The organism is Streptomyces sp. NPDC003032 (assembly GCF_053591415.1).
Genome location: NZ_JBSFTT010000007.1, coordinates 171,753 through 195,600, shown reverse-complemented (window position 1 = coordinate 195,600; position 23,848 = coordinate 171,753). Strand labels below are relative to the sequence as shown.

The window sequence follows — 23,848 nt, the reverse complement described above, 5'->3', positions numbered from 1 at the left end:
GAGAGCCTTTCGTGAAGAGCTACATCGTCGGCGTCGGGATGACCAGGTTCGAGAAGCCCGAGACGCGGGAGTGGCAGTACTGGGACATGGCGAGAGAGGCGGGCACGAAGGCTCTGGACGACGCGGGAATCTCGTACGACGAGATCGAGCAGGTCCCTGTCGGCTACTGCTTCCAGCCCTCGACCGCCGGGCAGCGCGCCGTCTACGAACTCGGCCTGACCGGGGTCCCGGTCTACAACGTCAACAACAACTGCGCGACCGGGTCGACCGCGCTGATGATGGCGCGGCAGTTCGTCGAGGGCGGGCTCAACGACTGCGTGCTGGCGCTCGGCTTCGAGAAGATGGCACGCGGCTCGCTGGGCGGCGGCGGAGAAGGCGACTTCAGAATCTCTCCGGTCGCCCGCCACTACGGCATCATGGCCGCCCGGCACGGCTTCGAGACGACCCCGCCCACCGCGCAGATCTTCGGCAACGCGGCCCGCGAGCACATGGAGAAGTACGGCACGACGGAGGCGCAGCTCGCGGCGGTCGGCGCCAAGAACCACCGGCACTCCACGGCCAACCCCTACGCCCAGTTCCAGGACGCGTACACGGTCGACGAGGTCCTCGCCGCCAAGACCGTCCACCGGCCGCTCACCAGACTCCAGTGCTCACCGACGTCGGACGGCTCGGCGGCGGCGGTGGTCGCCTCCGAGCGCTTCGTGGAGCGCCACGGCCTGGAGGGGCGCGCGGTGGAGATCGCGGCCCAGGCCATGACGACCGACACCGGCGCGTCCTTCGCGTCCGGATCGTGCGTCGACGCCGTCGGGCAGCCGATGTCGCGGGAGGCGGCGCGCCAGGTGTACGAGGGCTCGGGGCTCGGCATCGAGGACGTGGACGTCATCGAGCTGCACGACTGCTTCTCCATCAACGAACTCCTGACGTACGAGGCGCTCGGCATGTGCGCGCCCGGCGAGTCCGGCAAGCTCGTCGAGAGCGGCGCGACGACGTACGGCGGCCGCTGGGTGGTCAACCCCTCCGGCGGCCTGATCTCCAAGGGCCACCCACTCGGCGCGACCGGCATCGCGCAGGTCGCGGAGCTGACCTGGCAACTGCGCGACGAGGCCGGCGCCCGCCAGGTGGCGAACGCGAGGGTGGGCCTCGCGCACAACATCGGCCTTGGCGGCGCGGCGGTGGTGACGGTGCTGCGGCGGTAGGGGGGATCCCCGCGATCAGCACCCTTACCGGGCCCCGCGTGGGGGCGGGGTCCCGTGGGCACTGTGGCCTAGGCCCTTCGGCCCAGGGGCGTGGCGCTAAATGCCGATGCATGCGGTGGCCGGGGCTTGAGAGGATTGCTGTCATGGTCCAGACGCCCTCCACCACTTACACCCCCGACTCCACCACCGCCCCGCCGAAGAGGTCCGCGCCGGTGTGGGCGGTCCTCCTCGCCGCCTGTGCGGGCCAGTTCCTGGTCGTCCTCGACGTGTCGGTGGTGAACACCGCACTGCCGTCGATGCGGGCCGACCTCGGCATGAGTGCCATCGGGCTCCAGTGGGTCGTCAACGCCTACTCCATCGCCTTCGCGGGCTTCATGCTGCTCGGCGGACGGGCCGGTGACCTCTTCGGACGCAAGCGGATGTTCCTGCTCGGGCTCGGCCTCTTCACCGTCGCCTCGCTCGGCGGCGGACTCGCGCAGGCCGAGTGGCAGCTCCTGGCGGCGCGCGCCGTGCAGGGCCTCGGCGCCGCCGTCCTCGCGCCTTCCACCCTGACGATCCTCACCTCCGCGGTGCCCGAGGGGCCGGCGCGGATACGGGTGATCGGCGTCTGGTCGGCGGTCGGCGCGGGCGGCGGCGCGGCCGGCGGTCTTGTCGGCGGGGTCCTCACCGACCTGCTCTCCTGGCGCTGGGTGCTCCTGATCAACGTACCGATCGGAGCCCTCGTGATCGTCGCGGGCATGGCCTGGCTCACCGAGAGCAGGGCCGGGCAGGCGCGCCGCCTCGACGTACCGGGCGCGGTGCTCGTCACGGCCGGGCTCGCCACCCTCGCGTACGGCATCGTGCAGACCGAGGAGAAGGGCTGGACGGCGGCCGCGACCCTGGTACCGCTGGCGGCCGGACTCGCGCTGCTCGCGGCCTTCCTCGTGGTCGAGGCGCGTACGAAGGTGCCGCTGATGCCGCTCAAGCTGTTCAAGGTGCGGTCGGTGTCGGCGGCGAACGCGGCGATGTTCGTGTGCGGCGGCGGCATGTTCGCCATGTGGATGTTCATGACCCTGTACGCCCAGAACGTCCTCGGCTACTCCCCGCTGAAGGCGGGCCTCGCCCTCATACCGTCCTCCCTCACCATCGTCCTCGGCTCGATGCTGGCGCCCCGCGTGATGCCGGTGATCGGCGCCAAGAACGTCTCCGTGCTGGGCATCGTGGTGGCCGCCGCGGGCTTCGGCTGGCAGTCGACGATGACCGTCGACGGGGCGTACGTCACCTCGATCATGCTGCCCGGCATCGTGATGATGTTCGGCGCGGGCCTCGCCACGACCCCGCTCGCCTCGCTGGCCACGTCCGGGGCGCGGCCCGGTGACGCCGGGCTCGTCTCGGGCCTGATCAACACCTCCCGCACGATGGGCGGCGCGCTCGGCCTCGCGGTGCTCTCCACGGTGGCGGCCGCGCGGATGAACGGCTCGGCGTCACGCCAGGCGCTGACCGACGGCTACGCGATGGCGTTCCGCACAAGCGGGTTCATCCTGCTGGCGGGCGTGGTGGTGCTGCTCCTGTGGATGCCGGGCCGGAGGACGGACCCGTCCGGCGAAGGATGAGCCCGTCCGGCGATCGAGGACCAACGAACCCGTCACTGGCCCACCCTCCCGTCCACGCACTCGCGCAACAGGTCGGCGTGACCGCAGTGACGGGCGTACTCCTCGATCCTGTGCACCATCAGCTCCCGCACCGAGATCCCTTCCTTCCCCAGTCGCACGCCCAGGTCCGGATGCTCGGCGAGCGCGGCGTCGAGCGCGGCCTGCTCGCGCGCCAGATCGGCGTACGCGGCGTCGACGACGGCCTGCTCGGCGACGGCTCCGTGGAAGTCCGTGTCCTTCTTGCCGTACAGCCTCGGCAGCGGGTCACCGTCGTCGATCCAGTTGCGCCAGTCGCGTTCCGTCTCGGCGAGGTGCCGCACCAGGCCCAGCAGCGACATCGTCGACGGCGGAACCGACCGGCGGGCCAGCTGCTCCGCGTCCAGGCCCTCGCACTTCATCCGCAGGGTCATGCGGTAGCCCGACAGGAAGTCCTGGAGCGTCGCCAGCTCCCCGTCCGGGCTGCCCCCTTCGCTGTTGCGGGGGTCGTCGTCGGGGTCGGCCCACATGTCGGGATAGACGGTCGCCTGGGTCCACCGCTCGGGTTGGTCGCTCATGCGGCCCATAGTCGGCCGCGAGGACCGCGGCCCGCTACTTCTTTACCCGGCTTCTCCACCCGGCCCTCTGTGGTCACCACCCGGCCCTCTGTGGTCACCGCCACCCAGAGCTGACGCGCTGTCAGTAGGGCTTCACAACTCCCCGGCCCTCGGCTATACATGGGACGCCGGACTGGAACGCGTTCTAGAACGGCCCTGTTGCGACCTCGGTGCGGTCGACGGTGCGGACGGCCGCACCGAGGTCTTCTGCCGCCGGCCCAAGGCCCAAGGAGCCGCCACCCATGCCCATTGACGCCGCGAAGGCCATGGCCGCCGAACCCCGGTCCACCGAGATCGCCTGGGACCACAAGGACGTCCAGCTCTACCACCTGGGTCTCGGCGCGGGCCGGCCCGCCACCGACCCCGCCGAACTGCGCTACACCCTGGAGTCCGGGCTGCACGTCCTGCCCAGCTTCGCCACCGTCGCGGGCGCCGGCATGGGTGTCGTCGGCGGCCTCTCGGCCCCCGGCATCGAGGTGGACCTGGCCGCGGTGCTGCACGGCGGCCAGACCATCACGCTGCACCGCCCCATCCCCGTCGCGGGCAAGGCCGTCAACACGTCCAAGGTCGCCGCGGTGTACGACAAGGGCAAGGCCGCCGTCCTCGTCCTGCGCTCCGAGGCCGCCGACGACCAGGGCCCGCTGTGGACGAGCGACGCCCAGATCTTCGTACGCGGCGAAGGCGGATTCGGCGGCGACCGCGGCCCCTCCGCGCGCCTGCCCGCCCCCGAGGGCGACCCCGACCTGGAGGTCGAGCGCCCCGTCCGCGAGGACCAGGCGCTGCTGTACCGCCTCTCCGGCGACTGGAACCCGCTGCACGCCGACCCCGGGTTCGCGAAGCTCGCCGGTTTCGACCGACCGATCCTGCACGGCCTGTGCACGTACGGGATGACGCTCAAGGCCGTCGTCGACACCCAGCTCGGCGGCGACGTGTCCCGGGTGCGGAGCTACGGCACGCGCTTCGCGGGGATCGTCTTCCCCGGCGAGACCCTGCGGATCCGCATGTGGCGCACCGAGGGCCGCGTCCGGGCCACGGTCACGGCGGTCGAACGGGACGACGCGCCGGTCCTCGCCGACACCGTCGTCGACCACGCCTGAGCCGCTCCGACCGCCGCGCCCGAAGCCTCGTAAGCCGATTTCGTAAGCCGATTCCGTACGCCCGATTTGGTCCGGTTCGTACGCCGAGAGGAGCCGTACGCCATGCGCGCAGCCGTACTGCACGAGATAGGCCAGGACAAGCTCGAAGTCCTCGACGACGTCGAGGCGTTGGGCTTCGGTCCGGGCAAGGTGAGGATCCGGGTCCGGGCCACCGGCCTGTGCCACTCCGACGTCTCCGCGATGAACGGCGTGCTGCCGCAGCCCGCCCCCTTCGTCCCGGGCCACGAGGGCGCCGGCGAGATCGTCGACGTCGGCGACGGTGTGACCGGCGTGACGCGAGGTGATCGGGTACTGATCTGCTGGCTCCCCGCGTGCGGGACCTGTCCCGCCTGCAAGCGCGGCCAGACCCAGCTCTGCCTCGCCGGTTTCCTGAACGCGGGCACCCCCAACTTCCGGCGCGCCGGCGGCGACGTCTTCGGCTTCGCGGGTACGGGGACCTTCACCGAGGAGGTCGTGGTCGACGCCGGGTGCGCCGTGCCGATCCCGGACGAGGTGCCCTTCGACATCGCGGCGCTGATCGGCTGCGGGGTGACCACGGGGCTCGGCGCGGCCATCAACACCGCCGACGTGGCGGCCGGTTCGTCGGTCGCCGTCATCGGCTGCGGCGGCGTCGGCATCTCCGCGATCCAGGGCGCCCGGCTCAAGGGCGCGGCGCAGATCGTCGCCGTCGACCCGGTCACCTCGCGCCGCGAGGCCGCCCTGGGTTTCGGCGCGACGGAGGCCGTCGCCCCCGACGAACTGGCCGACGCCAAACAGCGGATCACGGCGGGCGAGGGGTTCGACTACGTCTTCGAGGTCGTCGGCAAATCGGTCACGGCCCGCACGGCGTACGAGGCGACGCGGCGCGGCGGCACGCTCTGCGTCGTCGGCGCCGGGGCCATGGACGACCACCTCCGGCTCAACATGTTCGAGCTGTTCTTCGACGAGAAGCGGATCCTGCCCTCCATGTACGGCGGGGGCGACGTCCTCCAGTCGTACGAGAGGGCCATCGCGCTCTGGCAGGCGGGCCGCATCGACCTGGAGAACATGATCACGCACCGTGTGCGGCTGGCCGGGATCAACGAGGCCCTGGACCAGATGCGCACCGGGACCGCCCTGCGTACGTGCATCGAGATCTGAGAGGACATTGATGTCACTGCCACTTGAGGGCCTGGCCGCGATCGTCACCGGCGCGGGCCGCGGGCTCGGCCGCGCCGAGGCGCTGGAACTGGCCCGGCTCGGCGCGAGCGTCGTCGTCAACGACTTCGGGCAGCCGGGGCGCGACGGCTCCGGCGAGGCGTCGGCGGCGCCCGCGGAGGAGGTGGCCGCCGAGATCCGGGCCGCGGGCGGACAGGCCGTCGCGCACACCGGTGACGTCGCCGACCATGAACAGGCGCGCGAGTTGGTCGGTCTTGCCATCGATACGTACGGAAAGCTCGATGTCCTGGTCAACAACGCGGGCATCCTGCGGGACCGGATGATCTTCTCGATGAGCGAGAGCGAGTGGGACTCGGTCATCCACGTCCACCTCAAGGGCCACTTCAACACCACCCACTTCGCGTCCGTCCACTGGCGCGAGCGCTCCAAGGCGGCGGGCGGCCCGGTGTACGGCAGGATCGTGAACACCTCGTCGGAGGCCTTCCTCGCCGGGTCCGCCGGCCAGCCCAACTACGCGGCGGCGAAGGGCGGCGTCGTCGGCCTGACGACGTCGACGGCGCTGGCACTCGCCAAGTACGGCGTGACGGCCAACGCGATCTGCCCGCGCGCGCGTACGCGGATGACCGAGGACGTCTTCCAGGGCTTCCAGGAGCCGTCCGACGGCCGCCTCGACCCGCTCTCGCCCGAACATGTCTCACCGCTGGTCGGCTACCTGGCCTCGCCCGCCGCCGCCCAGGTCAACGGGCAGCTGCTCGTGGTGCACGGAGGCATGGTCGCGATCGTGGAACGCCCCAAGGTGGCGGCGAAGTTCGACTCGGCGAAGGAGGCGTTCACGTACGACGAGCTGGACGAGCTGATCTCGCCGTACTACGCGGACCGCCCGCCGGGGGAGACGTTCGCGGCGTCCGAGGTGCTCGGCCTGAAGAGGGGATAGCGGGGCGGCAGGGTGGTGCATCGAGGCATCGAGGCGGCACGGCGGCACAGAAAAGCCCCGCCGATACGCCGCTTTTGGCGGCCTGTCGGCGGGACTCTTCCGTGATGTGCGTCGCGTCGCGTCAGGAGTTCGACGCCTGCTTGCGGTGGCGGCCCCGCGGCGCCGTGGCCTCGTCGTGCTCGGCCACCGGCCCCCGGTGCTTACCGGCGCCGCGTGACTGCGCGGTCGCGCTCGCGGTCGCCGCTTGCCACGGCTCGGTGTCCCACCGCGTCTCCGTACTGGTCTCGGTCGACATCTCGCTACTCACCCCGTAATGAAGATCCTTCGTACAGCCGAGCGATTCTAACCGGCCGTCACCCGCCCGGCGAGAGGCGCCTGCTGCAACGGAACGGGCCGGGTCGCGCCGGGCGGGGACGGGTCGGTCCGAGGCGGCTCCGGAAGGTCCCGCACGGGCGCCGGTACGCGTGCGACACCGCAGGGCACCGTGCCCGTCGCGTACGGAAGGCGCAGGACGCCCTCCCTCGTCCAGCACCCCGAACCGGCCAACCAGCCGTCCGGCGCCCGCAGTTGCCGCATGCGCCGCTCGGCGGGCCGCCAGACGCCGAGCCAGGTGCCCGCCGCGCCGTCGATCCGCAGCGCCACCGCGCAGCTCTCGGGGAGCAGCGTCTGCCCCGGCTGGATCGCGAACGGCGTGACCGCGCAGTCCGCGAGCCGCAGCGACTCGGGGAAGCGCAGGGGGAGGGCGCTGCCGAGCACGCCCCAGCCGAGCCGGTCGTGGCCCGGCGCGTTCGAGCGGATGAGGAGCAGGCCGCTGTCCGCGTCGGCGAGCAGCAGCCTGTCGTCGCTCTCCTCCGTGATCTGCAGCAGCGGCGAGACCTCGCCGCCGCGCTCCAAATCGACCGCGACCGTCTTGACGCGGCCGCCCGACTCCCGGTCGAGGGCCAGTATCCGGCCCCCGCCGTCCAGCCAGACCCCGCCCGAGCAGCGCCCCGGCACCTCCGCCACATGCTCGGGCCCGAAGGAGCCGCCCGCCACCAGCCACACGTCCGACGAGTGGACCCCGGTTGCGAGGGCGTAGGCGCGGGTGCCGTCCGGCGCGGGCGGCAGCAGCCGCAGGGTGCCCCGGCACTCCACGGTGCCCAGTGGGATCTCGCCGGTCCCCGGGCCCGTCGGGTAGAGCAGCGCGAAGGCGTGCCGCCCGTTGATCAGACGGTGGATGAGGACGCGTCCGTCGCTCATCGGCAGCACTTCCGTACCGGGCTCCTCGGGCTGGTGGCCGGCGAGCGGCACCACGTAGGGCTCGGGGGAGTCGAGCGTCCAGCGCTCGGGGAGCAAAGACGCGCCCCGCCTGGCGAGCCTGGCCGCGTAGGAACCGTCCACCGTGATCGTTACCGCTGTCATCGTCGGTGCCACCTCCGGCCCCGAAGCTAGTTTTCGTACGCACTGGCGTGGGTTGCATGGCTGTCCGCTTCACACAGAAGGGTGGAGATGTCCCGGTTGGCCTGAGAAGTCGGGGGCGGTTGTGCTGCGCGAGGCGGCTCTGCTTAAAGTAAGGCGAACCTAAGTCCGGTCGGGCTCTCGCCTCGGTCGAGCCGGGCAGCGCACCCCTGGAGTCCCGATGTCCCTGTCCTCACGGCCCGCACGATCCGTACGGCCCTCCCGGCGCGGTCGCCGCCGCGGCACCGTCGCGGTCGCCCTCGCCGTGACGGCCGCGCTCACGCTCGCGGCCTGCGGGTCGGGCGACGACGGCTCCGCGAGGTCCGACAACGGCAGCGGCAGCAAGGCCGTCGCCCAGGGCGGTGACGACTTCGCCGAGGCCGCCGAGCAGACGGCGAGGATGGGCACCGCGGCGAAGCCGGGCGAGTTCCCGCGCACCATCACGCACGCCCGCGGCAGGACCGAGCTGAAGAAGCGGCCCCAGCGCGTCGTGGTGCTCGACGTGGGGGAGCTGGACAACGTGGTCTCCCTCGGCGTCAAGCCCGTCGGCTACGCCCCCACCGAGGGCGACGACGGCGTCCCCGGCTACCTCAAGAAGGCGGCCGGCGGCCCCAAGGACGTCGGCACGATCAACTCCCTCAACCTGGAAGCCATCGCGAACCTCGAGCCGGACCTGATCCTCGGCAGTGAGCTGCGCGCCGCCAAGCTCTACCCGCAGCTCGCCAAGATCGCCCCGACGGTCTTCTCCATCCGCCCCGGCTTCACGTGGAAGGAGAACTACCTCCTGAACGCGGCCGCGCTCGACAGGACCGCCAAGGCCAAGGAGGAGCTGGCCGCGTACGGGAAGAGGGCGCGGCGGCTCGGCGAGGAGATCGGCGCCGCCCACGGCGGCAAGAAGCCGAGCATCACGATGCTCCGCTATATGCCGGACCGCGTCCGCCTCTACGCCAAGGCCTCCTTCATCGGCACGATCCTCGACGACGCCGGCCTGCCGCGGCCCAAGAACCAGCAGGTCAATGACCTCGCCACCGAGATCAGCCCCGAGAAGATCGACCAGGCCGACGCCGACTGGATCTTCACCGGCGTCTACGGCGACGCGACGAAGACCGGCCGCTCCGAGGCCGAGAAGAACCCCCTGTGGAAGAAGCTCGGCGCGGTGAAGGAGGGGCAGGCCAAGGACGTCCCGGACGAGACCTGGTACCTCGGCCTCGGCGTGACGGCGGCGGACTCGGTCCTGGACGACCTCCGGGGCTACCTGGCCACGTGAGGAAACCCATGACGGAGATCACCACGACCGTCGATCGAGGAACCCCGGCGCCGCTCGGCCAGGTCCGCGAGAGCGGCGCCGGTTCAGCTGCACGAGAGCGGCAGGTAGCCTTTCCCCGTGCCCCGTCTGTCTGAAGTCATCGCCGCCCTCGACGCCCTGTGGCCCGCCGGTCTGGCCGAGAGCTGGGACGCGGTCGGCACGGTCTGCGGAGACCCCGACGCGGAGGTCTCCCGCGTCCTCTTCGCCGTCGACCCGGTCCGGGAGATCGCCGACGAGGCGGTGCGGCTCGGAGCCCAGCTCCTGGTCACCCACCACCCCCTCTATCTGCGCGGTACGACGACGGTCGCGGCGTCCACCTTCAAGGGCCGCGTCGTCCACGACCTGATCAAGAACGACATCGCGCTGCATGTCGCGCACACCAACGCCGACCGCGCCGACCCGGGCGTCTCCGACGCGCTCGCGGGCGCCCTCGACCTGCGGGTCGTACGTCCCCTCGTACCGGACCCCGCCGACCAGCGAGGCCGTCGCGGCCTCGGCCGGATCTGCGAACTCGAACACCCCCTCACCCTCGCCGAGCTGGCCGAGCGCGCGGCGAAGCGGCTGCCCGCCACCGCGCAGGGCATCCGGGCCGCAGGCGACCCGGACGCGCTGATCAGGACCATCGCGGTGAGCGGCGGCTCCGGCGACAGCCTCTTCGACGACGTACGCGCCGCCGGTGTGGACGCCTTCCTCACCGCGGACCTGCGCCACCACCCGGCGTCCGAGGCCCGCGAACGCACGCCGCTCGCGCTGCTCGACGCCGCGCACTGGGCCACCGAGTGGCCGTGGTGCGAGCTGGCCGCAGCCCAGCTCGACGAGATCTCCGACCGGAACGGATGGGGACTTCGCGTCCACGTCTCGCACACGGTCACCGACCCCTGGACCGCCCACGCGGCCTCTACTCACGACACACCTGGAGCCCCCAACTGAACGCCGCGCCCGCCGACCAGATCCGACTGCTCGACGTCCAGGCCCTGGACACCCGCCTCCAGCAGCTCGCGCACAAGAAGAAGTCCCTGCCCGAGCACGCCGAGATCGAGTCGCTGACCAAGGACCTCACGCAGCTGCGCGACCTGCTCGTCGCCTCGACGACCGAGGAGAGCGACTGCGCCCGCGAGCAGACCAAGGCGGAGCAGGACGTGGACCAGGTCCGCCAGCGCGCGGTCCGCGACCAGCAGCGCCTGGACTCCGGCGCCGTCTCCTCCCCCAAGGACCTGGAGAACCTCCAGAAGGAGATCGCCTCGCTCGCCAAGCGCCAGGGCGACCTGGAGGACGTGGTCCTGGAGGTCATGGAGCGCCGCGAGTCCGCGCAGGAGCGGGTCACCGAGCTGACCGGACGGGTCTCCTCGGTCCAGTCGAAGATCGACGACGCGACGGCCCGGCGGAACGCCGCGTTCGAGGAGATCGACGGGGAGGCGGCCACGGTCACCAAGGAGCGCGAGGTCGTGGCGGCCTCGGTCCCGGCCGACCTGCTGAAGCTCTACGACAAGCTGCGCGAGAAGGAGGGCGGCGTCGGAGCCGCCAAGCTCTACCAGCGGCGCTGCGAGGGCTGCCGCCTGGAGCTGAACATCACCGAGGTCAACGAAGTGAAGGCGGCCTCCCCGGACACCGTCCTGCGGTGCGAGAACTGCCGCCGCATCCTGATCCGGACGTCCGAGTCCGGCCTGTAGTCCCGGTTGTCCTGGTCATCCCGGTTGCCCCGATAAGGACCCTCTGCATGCGCGAGTTCATCGTCGAGGCCGATGGCGGCTCCCGGGGCAACCCGGGGCCCGCGGGCTACGGCTCGGTGGTCATCGACGCGGCCACGGGGGAGACCCTGATGGAGGCCGCGGAGTACATCGGCGTCGCGACGAACAACGTCGCGGAGTACAAGGGCCTGGTGGCCGGTCTGAAGGCGGCGCACCAGCTCGACCCGGCCGCCTCGGTCCATGTCCGCATGGACTCCAAGCTCGTCGTCGAGCAGATGTCGGGCCGCTGGAAGATCAAGCACCCCGACATGAAGCCGCTCGCGGCCGAGGCCGCGCGGGTCTTCCCGTCGTCCCAGGTGACGTACGAGTGGATCCCGCGCGAGAAGAACAAGCACGCGGACCGGCTCGCGAACGAGGCGATGGACGCGGGCAAGCGGGGTGAACGGTGGTCGCCGTCGGCGTCCACCGCGGAGCTGGACGCGCGGGCCGCGCGGTCGGCCGCCGCCCTTGCCCCCGCCCCCGAGCCCTTGGGCCCGCCGGGGGACGCGGCGGCGGGCGCGGCGAGGGCGCGGGCGGCGCTGGCGTCCTCCACGGCGGCTGCGGCGTCCACGGCTCCTGCGGCGCCTGCGGCGTCCACGGCTCCTGCGGCGGCCTCCGCGGCCTCCGCGGCGGCCCCCGCGGCCTCCTCGCGCGGCGGGGCGGTGGAGGGCGGCTCGGCGGGGACCGCCGATGCCCGCGCCGCGCACAGCGTGTCCGCACCGCCCGTCGGCTGGGCGGCGCCGGCGGATCTGGGGGCACCCGCGACGTTCGTACTGCTGAGGCACGGTGAGACCGCGCTCACGCCCGAGAAACGCTTCTCCGGAAGCGGCGGCGGCGACCCGTCGCTCTCCGGCGTGGGGCGAGAGCAGGCCGAGCGCGTTGCGGCCGCCTTCGCCGCGCGGGGCACGATCCAGGCGGTCGTCTCCTCGCCGCTCAAGCGCTGCCAGGAGACCGCGCACACCGTCGCCGCCCGGCTCGGACTCGACGTCCACCTCGAAGAGGGCCTGCGCGAAACGGACTTCGGGGCCTGGGAGGGGCTGACCTTCGGCGAGGTGCGCGAGCGTCACCCCGAGGAGCTGAACGCCTGGCTGGCCTCGCCGAAGGCGGCGCCGCCGGGCGGTGAGTCGTTCGCGACGGTCTCCCGCCGGGTCGCGGCCGCCCGCGACCGCCTGACCGCGGCGTACGCGGGCCGCACGGTCCTGCTCGTCACACACGTCACGCCCATCAAAACGCTGGTGCGCCTCGCGCTCGGCGCCCCGCCGGAGTCCCTGTTCCGCATGGAACTCGCGGCGGCCTCCGTCTCGGCGGTGGCGTACTACGCCGACGGCAACGCCTCGGTGCGCCTCCTGAACGACACGTCACACCTGCGCTAGCCCCCTCTTCGCGGGGTCAGCGCAGGGATGCCGCTTCGCGGGCGAGGGCCTCCACCCGGGCCCAGTCCTTGGCCGCGACGGCGTCGGCGGGAAGCATCCAGCTGCCACCGACGCAGCCGACGTTCTTCAGCGCGAGGTACGAAGGCGCGGAGCCGGAGGTGATCCCGCCGGTCGGGCAGAAGCGGACCTGGGGGAGCGGCCCGCCGAGGGACTTCAGATAGGCGGTCCCGCCGGCGGCCTCCGCCGGGAAGAACTTCATCTCGCTGACGCCGCGCTCGAGCAGCGCCACGACCTCCGAGGCCGTCGAGACCCCCGGCAGGAACGGCACGCCGGACCCCCGCATCGCCTCCAGCAACGCGTCCGTCCAGCCCGGACTGACGAGGAAACGGGCACCGGCCGCCACGGAGTCGGCGACGTTCCGCGCGGAGATCACGGTCCCGGCACCGACGACGGCGCCCGGCACCTCGGCGGCGATGACCGAAATCGCGTCGAGCGCGACGGGCGTCCGCAGAGTCACCTCGATCGCGGGCAGCCCCCCGGCGACCAGGGCCCGCGCCATCGGCACGGCGTCACCGAGATCGTCGACGACCACTACCGGGACGACGGGCGCGAGATCGAGAACGGAGGAGGGGGCGGCGGGGGCGGCGGGGGGCTCAGGAACCATGGGGGCATAGTGCCTGCGAATGTGCAGCACGCGCAAAGGGCGTTGCGCACACTGCAATCCACATGCTCATGTACGGGTATGCCGCAGGGGTTCCTGAGCCTTTCCATGCGGGGCGAACGGACGGGTGGGTGGGAGACATCCGCCGCGAAGCGGCGGTCCAGCCTCCGGGGCCGCCCGCAGCCGCCAAAGGCCCAGGGGCCAGTCTCAGTGGAGGTCGCGCACCACCACGTCCAGCCCCCACACCTTCCCCGCCTTCGCCGGAGCCGCCACCTCCACTACGTGGCCGAGATCCCGCAGCGCCTCGACCAGCTCGGCGGGGTCCTTCGGCTGGGCGGCCGCGGTCAGCAGGGAGCGTACGATCCGGCCCTTCGTCGCCTTGTTGAAGTGCGAGACCACGGACCGCTTCTCGACCCCGTCGACCAGCTGCGCGTGCAGCACCCGCACGGTCGCCGTCCGCCCGGCCACCTCGCCCTTCGGCTTCCACGCCGCCGCGTACGCCGACGACCGCAGGTCCAGGACGAGCCCGTCGCCCGCCGCCTCGGGCATGACGGAGGCCATCGGCGTACGCCAGTAGGCCCCGAGGGCGCCGAGGCCCGGCAGCTTCACGCCCATCGAGCAGCGGTAGGAGGGGATCCTGTCGTTCACGCCGACGGCGCCCCACAGTCCGGAGAAGACGAGCAGCGAGCGCGCGGCGCGGCGCTTGGCGGCGGCGTCGAGCGAGGCCAGGTCCAGGGCGTCGTACAGGACGCCCGTGTAGATCTCCCCGGCGGGACGCGCGCCCGCCGTGCGCAGGCCGGTGTTCTTGGCGACCTCGCCGCGCAGCCCTTCGCTCAGCCCGAGCACGACCCGCGCCTTCTCCTCGTCGGCGGCGCACAGCTCGACCAGCTCGTCGAGCACCGCCTGCCGCGCCTCGGCGAGCCCCGGCAGCGACAGGCTCTCGGGCTTGAGCGGGGCACCCTGCCCGGACGAGGCCTTGCCTTCGGACGGCGGCAACAGGACGAGCACGATCGGACTCCTTAGGCGGTACGAGGGAGGGGTGCGGCCCCTGGGAAAAGGTTACGGGGGCGAAAGCGGCGGACGGTCCCGCGGGCGAGCCCTGCCCTGAGGGGGCGCCTCTGGGGCGTCGTCTGGGACAGACCTCGGGCAGCACCTAGGACGGCGCCTCCAGGACGGCCTTTCTCGCGCGGCGCCGGGCGCGGCCTCGGATCGGCGGTCAGGAGCGCCAGGCGTGCCGACCCGGGTTGGCGGTCAGGAGCGCCAGGCGCGCGGTCCCGGGTTGGCGGTCAGGAGCGCCAGGCGCGCGGTCCCGGGTTGGCGGTCAGGAGCGCCAGGCGCGCGGTCCCGGATCGGCGGTCAGGAACACCAGGCGGGCGGACCCGGATCGGCGGTCAGGAGCGCCAGGCGCGCGGTCCCGGATCGGCGGTCAGGAGCGCCAGGCGCGCGGTCCCGGGTTGGCGGTCAGGAGCGCCAGGCGCACCGGACCGGCGGCCAGGAGCACCGGGCGTGGCGGCCGGTGGCGGCGTCGCCGGGACCCGCGCGGCAGGGCCGTCTCACGGGGTGCCAAGGCCCCGGGCGCGCCCTACGCTCGGGGCATGCCCCGCCGTCAGCTCCACGTGACCGGCGCAGCGGAGGCTCCGTTGCGGGCCGCGCTGCGTGAACTGCGTACGACACTCGACGTGCCCGACGCCTTCCCGGCCGACGTCCTCGCCGACGCGGAGCGGGCCGCCGCCTCGCCCCGTCTCCCGGAGCATGACGCCACGGACATCCCCCTCTTCACCATCGACCCGCCCACCTCCGTCGACCTGGACCAGGCCATGCACCTGGCGCGCCGCGAGGGCGGCGGCTACCGCGTGCGGTACGCGATCGCCGACGTCGCCGCGTACGTCACACCGGGCGGCCCGACCGACGCCGAGGCCCACCGCCGCGTCACGACCCTCTACTTCCCCGACGGGAAGGTCCCGCTGCACCCCACCGCCCTGAGCGAGGGCGCCGCCAGCCTGCTGCCCGGCCAGAGCCGCCCGGCCGTGCTGTGGACGCTCGACCTGGATGACGACGGCCGCACCGAACGCGTCGACGTGCGCCGTGCCCTCGTACGCAGCCGGGCGAAGCTCGACTACGGGGGCGTACAGCGGGCCATCGACGACGGCACCGCGGAGGAGCCGGTCGCGCTGCTGCGGGACATCGGGACGCTGCGCGAGCGGCTGGAAGTGGAGCGCGGCGGCATCTCCCTCAACGTGCCCGAGCAGGAGATCGTCGAGCGCGACGGCACGTACGAACCCGCCTACCGCGCGCCCCTGCCCGCCGACGGCTGGAACGCCCAGATCTCCCTGCTCACCGGCATGGCCGCCGCCCAGCTCATGATCGGCTCGGGCACGGGCATCCTGCGCACCCTGCCGACCGCGCCGGACGGCGCCGTAGGACGCCTGCGCCGCACCGCCAAGGCGCTGCGCATCGACTGGCCGCACCACGTCCCGTACGCGGAACTCGTGCGCTCCCTCGACCCCCGCCAGTCGCACCACGCCGCCTTCCTCCAGGAGTGCACGACGCTGCTGCGCGGCGCGGGCTACACGGCGTTCACCGGCGGCGAGATCCCCGCCCTCACCCTGCACGCCGCGGTCGCCGCCCCCTACGCCCACTGCACGGCCCCCCTGCGCCGCCTCGTCGACCGCTACGCCTCCGAGCTCTGCCTCGCCGCCTGCGCGGGAGCGGGCGTCCCGCAGTGGGTCCTCGCCGCCCTGCACGGTTTGCCCAAGGAGATGGCGGACGGTGCCCGGCGCGGCAACACCGTGGAGCGGGAGTGCGTGGACATCGTCGAGGCCGCCCTGCTCAAGGACCGCGTCGGCGAGATCTTCGACGCGGTGGTGGTGGACGTGAAGGACCGCGACCCGGCCGTCGGCACCGTGCAGCTGGCCGCCCCGGCGATCGTGGCCCGCATCGAGGGCGGCCCGACGGCACTCCCCTTGGGCGAGCACCTGCGGGTCCGCCTCACACAGGCGGACCCGACGGCATCAAAGGTTCAGTTCGCCCCGGCGTAAGGCACGGTCGGTCAGATCCGCCTGACCCGCGTGATCCGTCTGACCCGCCCTGAGCGGCGTACGCCTTGACGGCTAACGTCATTAGCCATACTTTGTGGCTAACGACGTTAGCTCGGCTTGCGAGGGAGACCCATGAGCACCGCCACCGCCACCGCCAATGCCAACGCCCTCACCGTCGCGCGGCGCATCGGCTGGCTGGCGAACGCCCTCTTCTGGTCCGGCTTCGCCGTGCTCGAAGCCGTCAACCACGGCTGGCTCGCGGGGCTCCTCGCCTTCCTCTTCCTCATCGCTCCCGACCTGACGTTCCTCGTCGGCCTCCGCGACGCACCCCACATGGCCCACGGCCAACTCCCGCCCCGCGCCGTCCCCTTCTACAACGCCGCCCACCGCGCCCTGGTCCCCGTCGCCCTCATCGCCCTCTACACCGTCACGCCGATCGTCTGGGCGCCCGCCTTCGCGGCCCTGTGCGGCTGGCTCGCCCACATCTCGTACGATCGCGCCTTCGGCTACGGCCTGCGTACGAAGGAAGGTTTCCAGCGTGGCTGACCAGCACGGGACGCACCCCCGCCCGACCTGGGGCGAGCACCTCACCCCCCGCGCCAGGGAGATCGTCGCCGCGGCCCGGGAGCTCCTGGAGGAGGCCGGCGCCGAGAAGCTCACGATGCGTTCGCTCGCCGACCGGCTCGGCATCAAGGCGCCCTCCCTCTACAAGCACTTCCCCGACAAGGCCGCCGTGGAGGTGCAGTTGGTCGCGCAGATGCTGGACGAGTCCGCGACCGTCTCCGAGGCGGCCGAGGCACGGGCCCCCGGCTCCCTCGACGCCCTCACCGACGCCTACCGCGCGTACGCCCTGTGCCACCCCCACCTCTACCGCCTCGCCACCGAACGCCCCCTGCCACGCCACGCCCTCCCCGAGGGCCTGGAGGAGCGGGCCGCGGCGCCCCTGATGCGGGCCTGCGCCGGAGACGTCGACCTGGCCCGCGCCGCCTGGGCGTTCGCGCACGGCATGGTGATCCTGGAGATCCACGGACGTTTCCCGGACGGCGTCGACCTCGGCGCGGCATGGAAGAAGGGCACGCGGGCGTTGCACCCGTGACAGGTCTCGCGGGTGCCGGCCCCGCGTGGCGCACCACGGGGAGCAGGGGGCGACACATGAACGACCAGGCGGCAGAGGCCGAGGCGGGACGCCCCCGCGAGCAGGCGCTCTGGGCCAGGGCGCCCCTCGGCCCCGACGGCGAGAGCCTCGACCTGCTGACCGCCCACACCGAACTGAGCGCCCACGCCGACCCGTTGGAGGCCGAATCCCGCCTCCCGTGGCTGCTCACCGCCCTCACTCGCAGACACGGCGTCGGGGGCCCCCGGGCCGGCGGTGCCCCCTTCGCCGACCGCGTCCCCGGCGCCGACCACATCGCCCGCGCCGTGCGCAGCCGCCTCATCGACGAACTCCTGACCCCACCCACCCTCACCGAACTCGCCGCCCCGCTCGGCCTGTCCCGCTACCAACTCCTGCGCGCCTTCCGTACGTCGACGGGGATGCCGCCCTACGCCTGGCTCGCCCAGCACCGTGTGACGCTCGCCCGCGCGCACCTGGAGGCGGGCCTGCGCCCCGCCGAGGCGGCCTCCCTGGTGGGCTTCGCCGACCAGGCGCACCTCACGCGCTGGTTCCGCCGGGTGCTGGGGGTGACTCCGGCGGCGTACCGCAACAGCGTTCAAGACACCCGGCGGTGAGGCGGCCGAGACTGCCCGCATGACGGCACGCGGCTGGTTTCTCTTCTCGCTCATGGGAGTCCTGTGGGGCATCCCGTATTTCATGATCAAGGTGGCGGTGGACAGCGACCTGTCCCCGTCGATGGTGGTCTTCACACGCTGCGCGCTCGGCGCGGCGCTCCTGCTTCCCTTCGCCGTACGACAGGGCGGACTGCCCCGCGTACTCAAGGCGCACTGGCGCCCCATGCTGGCCTTCGCCTGCGTGGAGATCCTCGGCCCGTGGTGGACCCTCACCGACGCCGAGCGGCGCATCTCCAGCTCCACGGCCGGGCTCCTCATCGCCGCCGTCCCGATCATCGGCGCACTCCTCGCCCGCTTCTTCGGCGACACGGAGCGCCTCGGTCCGCGCCGCCTCACCGGTCTCGGGCTCGGCCTCGCGGGCGTCGCGGCGCTGACCGTGCCGCACCTGACGGGCGGCGACGCGTGGTCCCTCACGGAGGTCATGCTGACCGCGCTCGGCTACGCCGTCGCCCCGCTGATCGTGGCCCGCCACCTCCGCGAGGTCCCCACCCTCCAGCTGATCGCGCCCTGCCTGGTCCTCGCCGCCCTCGTCTACGCCCCCGCGGCGGCGGCCACCTGGCCGCAGACGATGCCGGACGACAAGACGCTCGCGTCCCTCGCGGGCCTCGGCGTCGTCTGCACGGCCCTGGCCTTCGTGGTCTTCCTGGAACTGATCCGGGAGGCGGGCCCGACCCGGGCGGTCGTCTTCACGTACGTCAATCCGGCCGTGGCGGTGGCGGCGGGCGTCACCTTCCTCTCCGAGCCGCTGACGGCCGATGTCGCGGCGGCCTTCACACTGATCCTCGCGGGCTCCTTCCTGGCGACGGCGGCCACGGCGCCGACCTCGGGGACCCGGCGGGTAACATGGTCGGCACGGCAGACGAGCCGGGCGGACGGCCGCGTGAAGACCCCTTCGGGGGACCTTCCCGAGGAACGTCCGGGCTCCACAGGGCAGGGTGATGGCTAACGGCCACCCGGGGTGACCCGCGGGACAGTGCCACAGAAAACAAACCGCCGGGGACTTCGGCCCTCGGTAAGGGTGAAACGGTGGTGTAAGAGACCACCAGCGCCTGAGGTGACTCAGGCGGCTAGGTAAACCCCACCCGGAGCAAGGTCAAAAGGAAGCCTTTCCTGGGACACGGAAAGGGTTCTGCGCGGACGATCGAGGGCTGCCCGCCCGAGTCCGCGGGTAGACCGCACGAGGCCGGCAGCAATGCCGGCCCTAGATGGATGGCCGTCACCGCGACGTCCGCGAGGACCCGCGGTACAGAACCCGGCGTACAGCCCGACTCGTCTGCCATTACGGCCCTGCCCTGGGTGGATGCCCGGGACGGGCCGTTTGGCATGGGATGGGGCCTGCTGCCCCCGCAGACGGCTTCACAGGCCGCTCCCCGCGGAGGATGCTGTCCCTTGAGCAGCCCCGCGTCGTCATCGAAAGCCCCTATGACCTGCCTATGACCTGGCGGCCGGGCTCGGCCGGCCGGGCCTGCTACGTGCCGTTCTGCTGGGCGCCGAAAGAAGTGCGTCGGCGCAGACATCGGCACCACCCGACTCATGGCGCCGCGCTACTTGATGTGCATCCGACCGGTGGCCGCGTGGCCGCCGAGCTCCGGCTTCAGCTGCGGTCCCCGTCGGCTTGGGTGTATCACGGTCGTATCGCCAGTTGGTAGAACCGTGCCCGGCCGTACGGGCATGAGGAGTCGCATGCCCGACCAGCCACAGTCCTCCGACGCGCCGGCCGCCGTCGGTCCGTCCGAAAGCGGTGCGTCACGGTGGATCTGGGCGGTGGTGGCGGTGCTCACCGCCGCGCTGCCTTCCGCGCTGCTGGCGGTGGAGGAGATGGGCACGGGGCTGGGGCGCGTATCTACGGTCTTCGTGTTGGTGGGGTTGGCGCTGGCTCTCGCTCTGACGGTTCGGATGACTCTTCGGGAGAGCTTCCCGGACAGCTCACGCCGTACGAGGGTGCTCTTCGGCCTGCTGTCGTGCGGGATGTTCGTCGCCGGAGTGGTCGTGCTGTACGTGTTCCGTGAACCGGAAGCGCCGCTCGCCCGCATGAAGGGAGCCCGCGATGTGGCGGTCGTCGGCTTCACCGGGCCGGCCGACGCCGAGGGCGAACAGGTGCTCGACGACGTGTCCCGCGCCTTCGCCACCTCGCTCCGGAAGGCGCTGCCCGACACCGCCGGGGTACGCAGCTACGCGACCGGGACCACGCTGCCGCTGGACACGCTGAGGCGCCCCGGCCATGACGACCTCGACGAGCAGACCCGGCAGTTCGTCGACCGGACAGGCGCGGAGATCCTCATCGGCGGCACCGTCGCCGCGGCGCCCGGCGGGCAGACCCACGTCCGGCCCGCCGTGTACGTACGGGCCGACCAGGTCCCCGACGCGCCGGAACTCGTCGGCTGGTATCTCAGCGAGCCGATCACCATGGAACAGGGATGGCAGTCGGCGCGCAGCCGCGAGCAGGTCGTCACCGAACTCGTACGACGCTCACAGCACCTGGCGGCGTTCATCGACGCCTTGGACGCCTGGCGCACGGGCAGAGCCACGGACTCAAGTCGGATCTTGGGAGAACTGCTTCCTGGAAACGCCGGGAACGCCGGGAACGCCGGGAACGCCGGGAACGCCGGGAACGCCGGGAACGCCGGGAACGCCGGGAACACCGGGGACGCCGGGAACGACCGGCCGAGCCAGAAGAAGCAGCGGGGCGACGCGGGCGCGCCGGACAGCGGGTTCGTCACCTCCGACATCGTCCGGCTCTTCCGTGGCCACGCACTGGAGCAACGGGCAGCCGCCGCATCGGGCCCTGCCCGGCAGAGACTTCTGAAGGCCGCCCGGGCCGACTACCGGGCCGTCGCCTCCGGTTCCCCGGTCGGCCTGCGGGCAGAGCTGAGTCTGGCGGGCAACGGCTACCGGCTGGCACTGGGCAGCAAACCGAGCTGTCGCCCCGGCACCGTCCGGGCGACGGCGCTCGCGCGGGCCTCGGGCACGCTGCGCCGCCTGGCCGGCGACGAGGCGTTCACCGATCTCGGCCGGCTGAAGGCCAAGGTCAACCTGGCACAGCTGGAGCAGTGCCGCGTCACGGCAGGGCTCATCACCGACGACGGCACGGTCGAACGGCTCGTGGCCTCCGTACGCACGGCCGAAGGAGACGGGCCGGTCAGGGAACTGCGCTCGCTGGCCACATCCATCGCCGCCGTGCACGCGGCGGGGCAGGGTGATCTGGAGGAGGCGTCCGACCTCATCGAGGAGGCCCTCGCTCTTCAGCCCCGCTTCCTCCAACGCGGCCTGTGGAAAGGTCTGTTGGCCTCCTGGGAACTGGCCCGCTGCGATATGGCGGCGGCACGGGCGGCTCAGGAGGACTCGCTGCGCCAGCTCCGCGAAGCCGTACGTGCCGAGCAGGCAGACCCCGAGCTGCCCGACAAGTACCGGATCGCTTTCGAACAGGAGGTGTCCGCCGCTCGCAGGGGGTGCGCCTGAGCGCGCCTGAGCCCTTAGGAAGACCCATCAGTAACTAGTCACACCTACAGCTCAAAGAAGACGAGGGCAGCGATGAGAGTGGCCATGACCGGAGCGACCGCGGCAGTGGCCGTGCCCGCGGCTCTGCTCTGCGCGATCACAGCCGGATGCACCTCGCCGAACGGCACCGGCAAGGACGCGTCGGGGCCCGGAACTACCGCGTCCTCACCGGGCAAGGAGCACTCCCGGTCGGCCTCCACGGCCCAGCCCGACGGCACTGCGAGTCCCAAGACCGCGGGCCCTGGTCGGAGCGGCTCGTCCTCGTCCGGCACCGATCTGCTGCTCTCGCGGCAGATCGACCTGCTGGCCGCGGGAAACGGAGCGACAGCGGATTGCGCCGAAGACCTCAAGGAACTGCCCGGCCACCGGGCCGACAGCCCCGCGGCCTGGGTGAGCAGCAGCATCGACGGCTCCAAGAGCCTACGCATCCCGCAGCATGTCTCGCTCTGCCTCGCCGGCTTCCCTCCTGGCGACCCTGGCGACCCTGGCGACGTCGACATCACGGTCTCCGTGAACGGCCACGCGTACCCCACGACCACGGTGCCCGCCGAGGGAAGCGTCACCTTCCAGCGCCTTGAGCCGTCCAGCACCCTCTTCCGAGGCGGCCGACTCCGGCTGTACGACGTGGGAAAGGGCGTCCAGCAGAGCGAGATGTGGTCCTTCGTCCCTCCCGGCGCGGCCCGGGAGCGACTGGCCGACGCGGGAGAGCTGACCGTCAGCGCACGATCGGGCGGGGCATCGGCGACCCGTGACCAAGCCGTCGAACTCCCGTCGGTGCCCGACCGCGGCTGGCTGGACAGCGACACCCGGCGGCTCCTCGTCTTCGGCTTCGAGCCGGGCAGCCGGGTGCCGGTGGGGCTCTACCGAACCCGGCCGGGAGGCGAAACAGCGGTGCTCGTGCGCACGATCGGCACGGTCCTGATCCCCCAGTCCCGTACCGCCGTCTTCCCGGTCCCCGCGGGAATCCGAGCCCTCGCCGACGACAGCGCGGAGTACCGCGTCACCGTCCCCTTGAGCGAGCAGTACAACACCCCGGTTCTCTGAGGTCGCGCAGCGCTCGGTGACCCAGTTCACACCCGGCCCCTGTCAGGAATCGCCGCGCTGTCCCGCTCAAGGGGCAAGCGATCCAGACAGGAGCCCCACCATGAAGCACCGCATCCTCGTCCTCGGCGCCGGTTACGCCGGGGCCTTCGCCGCCGGGAGCCTGGCCCGCCGCCTCTCGCCCGCCGACACCGAGATCACCGTCGTCAACGCCGAGCCGGTCTTCGTCGAGCGGATGCGCATGCACCAGCTCGCGGCGGGCCGGGAACTCACGACCCGGCGGCTCGCCGACGTGTTCGCGGGCACCGGGGTACGGCTGCGCGTGGCGCGGGTCACCGCGGTCGACCCCGAGCGCAGGACCGTCGCCGTGACCGGCGAGGACGGTGACGGCGAACTCGCCTACGACACGCTGCTGTACACGCTCGGCAGCCGCGCCGCCGACCACGGTGTCCCCGGTGTGGCCGAGTACGCCTTCGACGTCGCGGGACGGCCGTCGGCGCTGCGGCTGCGCGCGCGCCTGGACGCTCTGGGCGGAGCCGGCACCGTACTGGTCGTCGGCGAGGGACTGACCGGCATCGAGACCGCCACCGAGATCGCCGAAGCGCGTCCCGGTCTCTCCGTGGCCCTCGCCGCCCGCGGCGAGCTGGGAGCCTGGCTCTCCCCGGGGGCCCGGCTCCACCTGCGCGAGGCCTTCGACCGGCTGGGCATCACCGTCCACGAGCACACCCGCGTAGAAGCGGTCGGGGCCACATACGCGGTCGGCGCCGACGGCACCTCCTTCCCGGCCGACGCGACCGTGTGGACCGCCGGGTTCGCCGTCGGCCCCATCGCGGCCGCCGCCGGTCTCGCGGTCACCGACGGCGGCCGGATCGTCGTCGACGACACCATGCGCTCGGCCTCGCACCCGGACGTCTACGCCGCCGGCGACAGCGCGTACGCGATCGGCGTGAACGGCCGGCCGCTGCCGATGTCCTGCGCCTCGGCAGGACTTACCAACATGCAGGCGACGGACGCGATCGTGGGACGGCTGACCGGACGCCGGGTCCCGAGCGTCAAGAAGAACTACGTCGGCAACCACATCAGCCTCGGGCGTCACGACGCGATCTTCCAGATGGTCGACGGCGACGTACGGGCCAAGTCCTGGTTCCTGGGCGGCCGGAAGGCCATGCGGCTCAAGGCGGGCATCCTCAGGATCAGCCTGTGGAGCATCTCGCACCCGACCTTCGGCATGCCGAAGCGCAAGCGTCACCTGGCCGCCGCCACGACGGCTGTCGGCGCCAGGGCGACTGCCACCGCGGCCAACAAGGCCGTCGCATAAGGTCCTTCGCATA

General features: G+C 72.4%; 20 protein-coding genes, 1 other RNA gene and 2 pseudogenes. 18 read left to right on the top strand and 5 right to left on the bottom strand.

The genetic code is table 11. From position 1 onward, the window contains the following. The first annotated feature begins 11 nt into the window (after positions 1-11). Together ACWDZ7_RS12685 and ACWDZ7_RS12680 are read left to right on the top strand one after the other, a co-directional pair. Positions 12-1,196 (top strand): lipid-transfer protein, encoded by a 1,185-nt coding sequence (locus tag ACWDZ7_RS12685; RefSeq protein ID WP_451796675.1) that lies wholly within the window; start codon positions 12-14, stop codon positions 1,194-1,196. A gap of 143 nt (positions 1,197-1,339) precedes the next feature. Then, positions 1,340-2,788, top strand: coding sequence for an MFS transporter (locus ACWDZ7_RS12680; RefSeq protein WP_451796674.1), 1,449 nt, complete (start codon positions 1,340-1,342; stop codon positions 2,786-2,788). A 32-nt stretch (positions 2,789-2,820) separates the two neighbouring features. On the opposite strand, the gene ACWDZ7_RS12675 is transcribed toward ACWDZ7_RS12680, so the two are convergent. After that, positions 2,821-3,390: a DinB family protein gene (locus ACWDZ7_RS12675; RefSeq protein ID WP_451796673.1), complete on the bottom strand. Its 570-nt coding sequence runs from the start codon at positions 3,388-3,390 to the stop codon at positions 2,821-2,823. 272 nt (positions 3,391-3,662) lie between these two features. On the opposite strand from ACWDZ7_RS12675, the gene ACWDZ7_RS12670 reads away from it, so the two are divergent. The 3 genes from ACWDZ7_RS12670 to ACWDZ7_RS12660 all read left to right on the top strand — a co-directional run bounded on the left by ACWDZ7_RS12670 (position 3,663) and on the right by ACWDZ7_RS12660 (position 6,648). Continuing rightward, the gene (locus ACWDZ7_RS12670) at positions 3,663-4,517 is read left to right on the top strand and encodes a MaoC/PaaZ C-terminal domain-containing protein (protein ID WP_451796672.1); all 855 of its coding nucleotides are present in this window, start codon (positions 3,663-3,665) and stop codon (positions 4,515-4,517) included. A 102-nt stretch (positions 4,518-4,619) separates the two neighbouring features. After that, positions 4,620-5,696, top strand: coding sequence for a Zn-dependent alcohol dehydrogenase (locus ACWDZ7_RS12665; RefSeq protein ID WP_451796671.1), 1,077 nt, complete (start codon positions 4,620-4,622; stop codon positions 5,694-5,696). 10 nt (positions 5,697-5,706) lie between these two features. Further along, the gene (locus ACWDZ7_RS12660) at positions 5,707-6,648 is read left to right on the top strand and encodes a 3-oxoacyl-ACP reductase (protein WP_451796670.1); all 942 of its coding nucleotides are present in this window, start codon (positions 5,707-5,709) and stop codon (positions 6,646-6,648) included. A 121-nt stretch (positions 6,649-6,769) separates the two neighbouring features. On the opposite strand, the gene ACWDZ7_RS12655 is transcribed toward ACWDZ7_RS12660, so the two are convergent. Both ACWDZ7_RS12655 and ACWDZ7_RS12650 read right to left on the bottom strand, forming a co-directional pair. Beyond that, positions 6,770-6,943 (bottom strand): hypothetical protein, encoded by a 174-nt coding sequence (locus ACWDZ7_RS12655; protein ID WP_451796669.1) that lies wholly within the window; start codon positions 6,941-6,943, stop codon positions 6,770-6,772. 47 nt (positions 6,944-6,990) lie between these two features. Next, positions 6,991-8,049, bottom strand: a complete 1,059-nt coding sequence (locus ACWDZ7_RS12650; protein WP_451796668.1) for a hypothetical protein — start codon at positions 8,047-8,049, stop codon at positions 6,991-6,993. Positions 8,050-8,266: 217 nt separating this feature from the next. On the opposite strand from ACWDZ7_RS12650, the gene ACWDZ7_RS12645 reads away from it, so the two are divergent. The 4 genes from ACWDZ7_RS12645 to ACWDZ7_RS12630 all read left to right on the top strand — a co-directional run bounded on the left by ACWDZ7_RS12645 (position 8,267) and on the right by ACWDZ7_RS12630 (position 12,491). Then, entirely contained in the window at positions 8,267-9,352 is a 1,086-nt protein-coding gene (locus tag ACWDZ7_RS12645) for an ABC transporter substrate-binding protein (protein WP_451796667.1), read from the top strand. 117 nt (positions 9,353-9,469) lie between these two features. After that, on the top strand, positions 9,470-10,321 hold the full coding sequence (locus ACWDZ7_RS12640) for a Nif3-like dinuclear metal center hexameric protein (protein WP_451796666.1): 852 nt from the start codon (positions 9,470-9,472) through the stop codon (positions 10,319-10,321). Continuing rightward, entirely contained in the window at positions 10,318-11,061 is a 744-nt protein-coding gene (locus ACWDZ7_RS12635) for a zinc ribbon domain-containing protein (protein WP_451796790.1), read from the top strand. Before ACWDZ7_RS12640 ends, ACWDZ7_RS12635 begins: the two co-directional genes overlap by 4 nt. 47 nt (positions 11,062-11,108) lie before the next feature. Further along, on the top strand, positions 11,109-12,491 hold the full coding sequence (locus tag ACWDZ7_RS12630) for a bifunctional RNase H/acid phosphatase (RefSeq protein ID WP_451796665.1): 1,383 nt from the start codon (positions 11,109-11,111) through the stop codon (positions 12,489-12,491). Between the two features lie 16 nt (positions 12,492-12,507). Here the strand turns inward: ACWDZ7_RS12630 and eda are convergent, their stop codons facing one another. Together eda and yaaA are read right to left on the bottom strand one after the other, a co-directional pair. Next, entirely contained in the window at positions 12,508-13,155 is a 648-nt protein-coding gene (gene eda, locus ACWDZ7_RS12625) for a bifunctional 4-hydroxy-2-oxoglutarate aldolase/2-dehydro-3-deoxy-phosphogluconate aldolase (protein ID WP_451796664.1), read from the bottom strand. Positions 13,156-13,359: 204 nt separating this feature from the next. Continuing rightward, complete coding sequence (gene yaaA, locus ACWDZ7_RS12620; RefSeq protein ID WP_451796663.1) at positions 13,360-14,160, bottom strand: peroxide stress protein YaaA; 801 nt, start codon at positions 14,158-14,160, stop codon at positions 13,360-13,362. A 587-nt stretch (positions 14,161-14,747) separates the two neighbouring features. On the opposite strand from yaaA, the gene ACWDZ7_RS12615 reads away from it, so the two are divergent. The 9 genes and pseudogenes from ACWDZ7_RS12615 (at position 14,748) to ACWDZ7_RS12575 (ending at position 23,835) form a co-directional block, all read left to right on the top strand. Continuing rightward, on the top strand, positions 14,748-16,190 hold the full coding sequence (locus ACWDZ7_RS12615) for an RNB domain-containing ribonuclease (RefSeq protein WP_451796662.1): 1,443 nt from the start codon (positions 14,748-14,750) through the stop codon (positions 16,188-16,190). Between the two features lie 132 nt (positions 16,191-16,322). After that, on the top strand, positions 16,323-16,736 hold the full coding sequence (locus tag ACWDZ7_RS12610) for a DUF4260 family protein (protein ID WP_451796661.1): 414 nt from the start codon (positions 16,323-16,325) through the stop codon (positions 16,734-16,736). After that, positions 16,729-17,286, top strand: coding sequence for a TetR/AcrR family transcriptional regulator (locus ACWDZ7_RS12605; protein ID WP_451796660.1), 558 nt, complete (start codon positions 16,729-16,731; stop codon positions 17,284-17,286). The genes ACWDZ7_RS12610 and ACWDZ7_RS12605 overlap by 8 nt, the downstream gene beginning before the upstream one ends. A 116-nt stretch (positions 17,287-17,402) precedes the next feature. Next, positions 17,403-17,918 (top strand): annotated as a pseudogene (locus ACWDZ7_RS12600) (helix-turn-helix transcriptional regulator); the annotation flags it as partial. Positions 17,919-17,937: 19 nt separating this feature from the next. Continuing rightward, a pseudogene (locus ACWDZ7_RS12595) lies at positions 17,938-18,720 on the top strand (DMT family transporter); the annotation flags it as partial. A 118-nt stretch (positions 18,721-18,838) separates the two neighbouring features. Further along, positions 18,839-19,254: RNase P RNA component class A (gene rnpB / locus ACWDZ7_RS12590), an RNA gene on the top strand. A gap of 407 nt (positions 19,255-19,661) precedes the next feature. Next, positions 19,662-21,437 (top strand): hypothetical protein, encoded by a 1,776-nt coding sequence (locus ACWDZ7_RS12585; RefSeq protein ID WP_451796659.1) that lies wholly within the window; start codon positions 19,662-19,664, stop codon positions 21,435-21,437. Positions 21,438-21,521: 84 nt separating this feature from the next. Further along, positions 21,522-22,520, top strand: a complete 999-nt coding sequence (locus ACWDZ7_RS12580; protein WP_451796658.1) for a hypothetical protein — start codon at positions 21,522-21,524, stop codon at positions 22,518-22,520. A gap of 100 nt (positions 22,521-22,620) precedes the next feature. After that, a complete protein-coding gene (locus ACWDZ7_RS12575; RefSeq protein ID WP_451796657.1) occupies positions 22,621-23,835 on the top strand; it encodes an NAD(P)/FAD-dependent oxidoreductase in 1,215 nt (404 codons plus the stop codon). Positions 23,836-23,848 lie beyond the last annotated feature (13 nt).

Bases quoted from the DNA above. Each gene is read 5' to 3' on its own strand.
- ACWDZ7_RS12680 (WP_451796674.1), top strand. From the start codon at position 1,340: ATGGTCCAGACGCCCTCCACCACTTACACCCCCGACTCCACCACCGCC.
- ACWDZ7_RS12675 (WP_451796673.1), bottom strand. From the start codon at position 3,390: ATGGGCCGCATGAGCGACCAACCCGAGCGGTGGACCCAGGCGACCGTC.
- ACWDZ7_RS12670 (WP_451796672.1), top strand. From the start codon at position 3,663: ATGCCCATTGACGCCGCGAAGGCCATGGCCGCCGAACCCCGGTCCACC.
- ACWDZ7_RS12665 (WP_451796671.1), top strand. From the start codon at position 4,620: ATGCGCGCAGCCGTACTGCACGAGATAGGCCAGGACAAGCTCGAAGTC.
- ACWDZ7_RS12660 (WP_451796670.1), top strand. From the start codon at position 5,707: ATGTCACTGCCACTTGAGGGCCTGGCCGCGATCGTCACCGGCGCGGGC.
- ACWDZ7_RS12655 (WP_451796669.1), bottom strand. From the start codon at position 6,943: ATGTCGACCGAGACCAGTACGGAGACGCGGTGGGACACCGAGCCGTGG.
- ACWDZ7_RS12650 (WP_451796668.1), bottom strand. From the start codon at position 8,049: ATGACAGCGGTAACGATCACGGTGGACGGTTCCTACGCGGCCAGGCTC.
- ACWDZ7_RS12645 (WP_451796667.1), top strand. From the start codon at position 8,267: ATGTCCCTGTCCTCACGGCCCGCACGATCCGTACGGCCCTCCCGGCGC.
- ACWDZ7_RS12630 (WP_451796665.1), top strand. From the start codon at position 11,109: ATGCGCGAGTTCATCGTCGAGGCCGATGGCGGCTCCCGGGGCAACCCG.
- eda (WP_451796664.1), bottom strand. From the start codon at position 13,155: ATGGTTCCTGAGCCCCCCGCCGCCCCCGCCGCCCCCTCCTCCGTTCTC.
- ACWDZ7_RS12615 (WP_451796662.1), top strand. From the start codon at position 14,748: ATGCCCCGCCGTCAGCTCCACGTGACCGGCGCAGCGGAGGCTCCGTTG.
- ACWDZ7_RS12610 (WP_451796661.1), top strand. From the start codon at position 16,323: ATGAGCACCGCCACCGCCACCGCCAATGCCAACGCCCTCACCGTCGCG.
- ACWDZ7_RS12585 (WP_451796659.1), top strand. From the start codon at position 19,662: ATGCCCGACCAGCCACAGTCCTCCGACGCGCCGGCCGCCGTCGGTCCG.
- ACWDZ7_RS12580 (WP_451796658.1), top strand. From the start codon at position 21,522: ATGACCGGAGCGACCGCGGCAGTGGCCGTGCCCGCGGCTCTGCTCTGC.
- ACWDZ7_RS12575 (WP_451796657.1), top strand. From the start codon at position 22,621: ATGAAGCACCGCATCCTCGTCCTCGGCGCCGGTTACGCCGGGGCCTTC.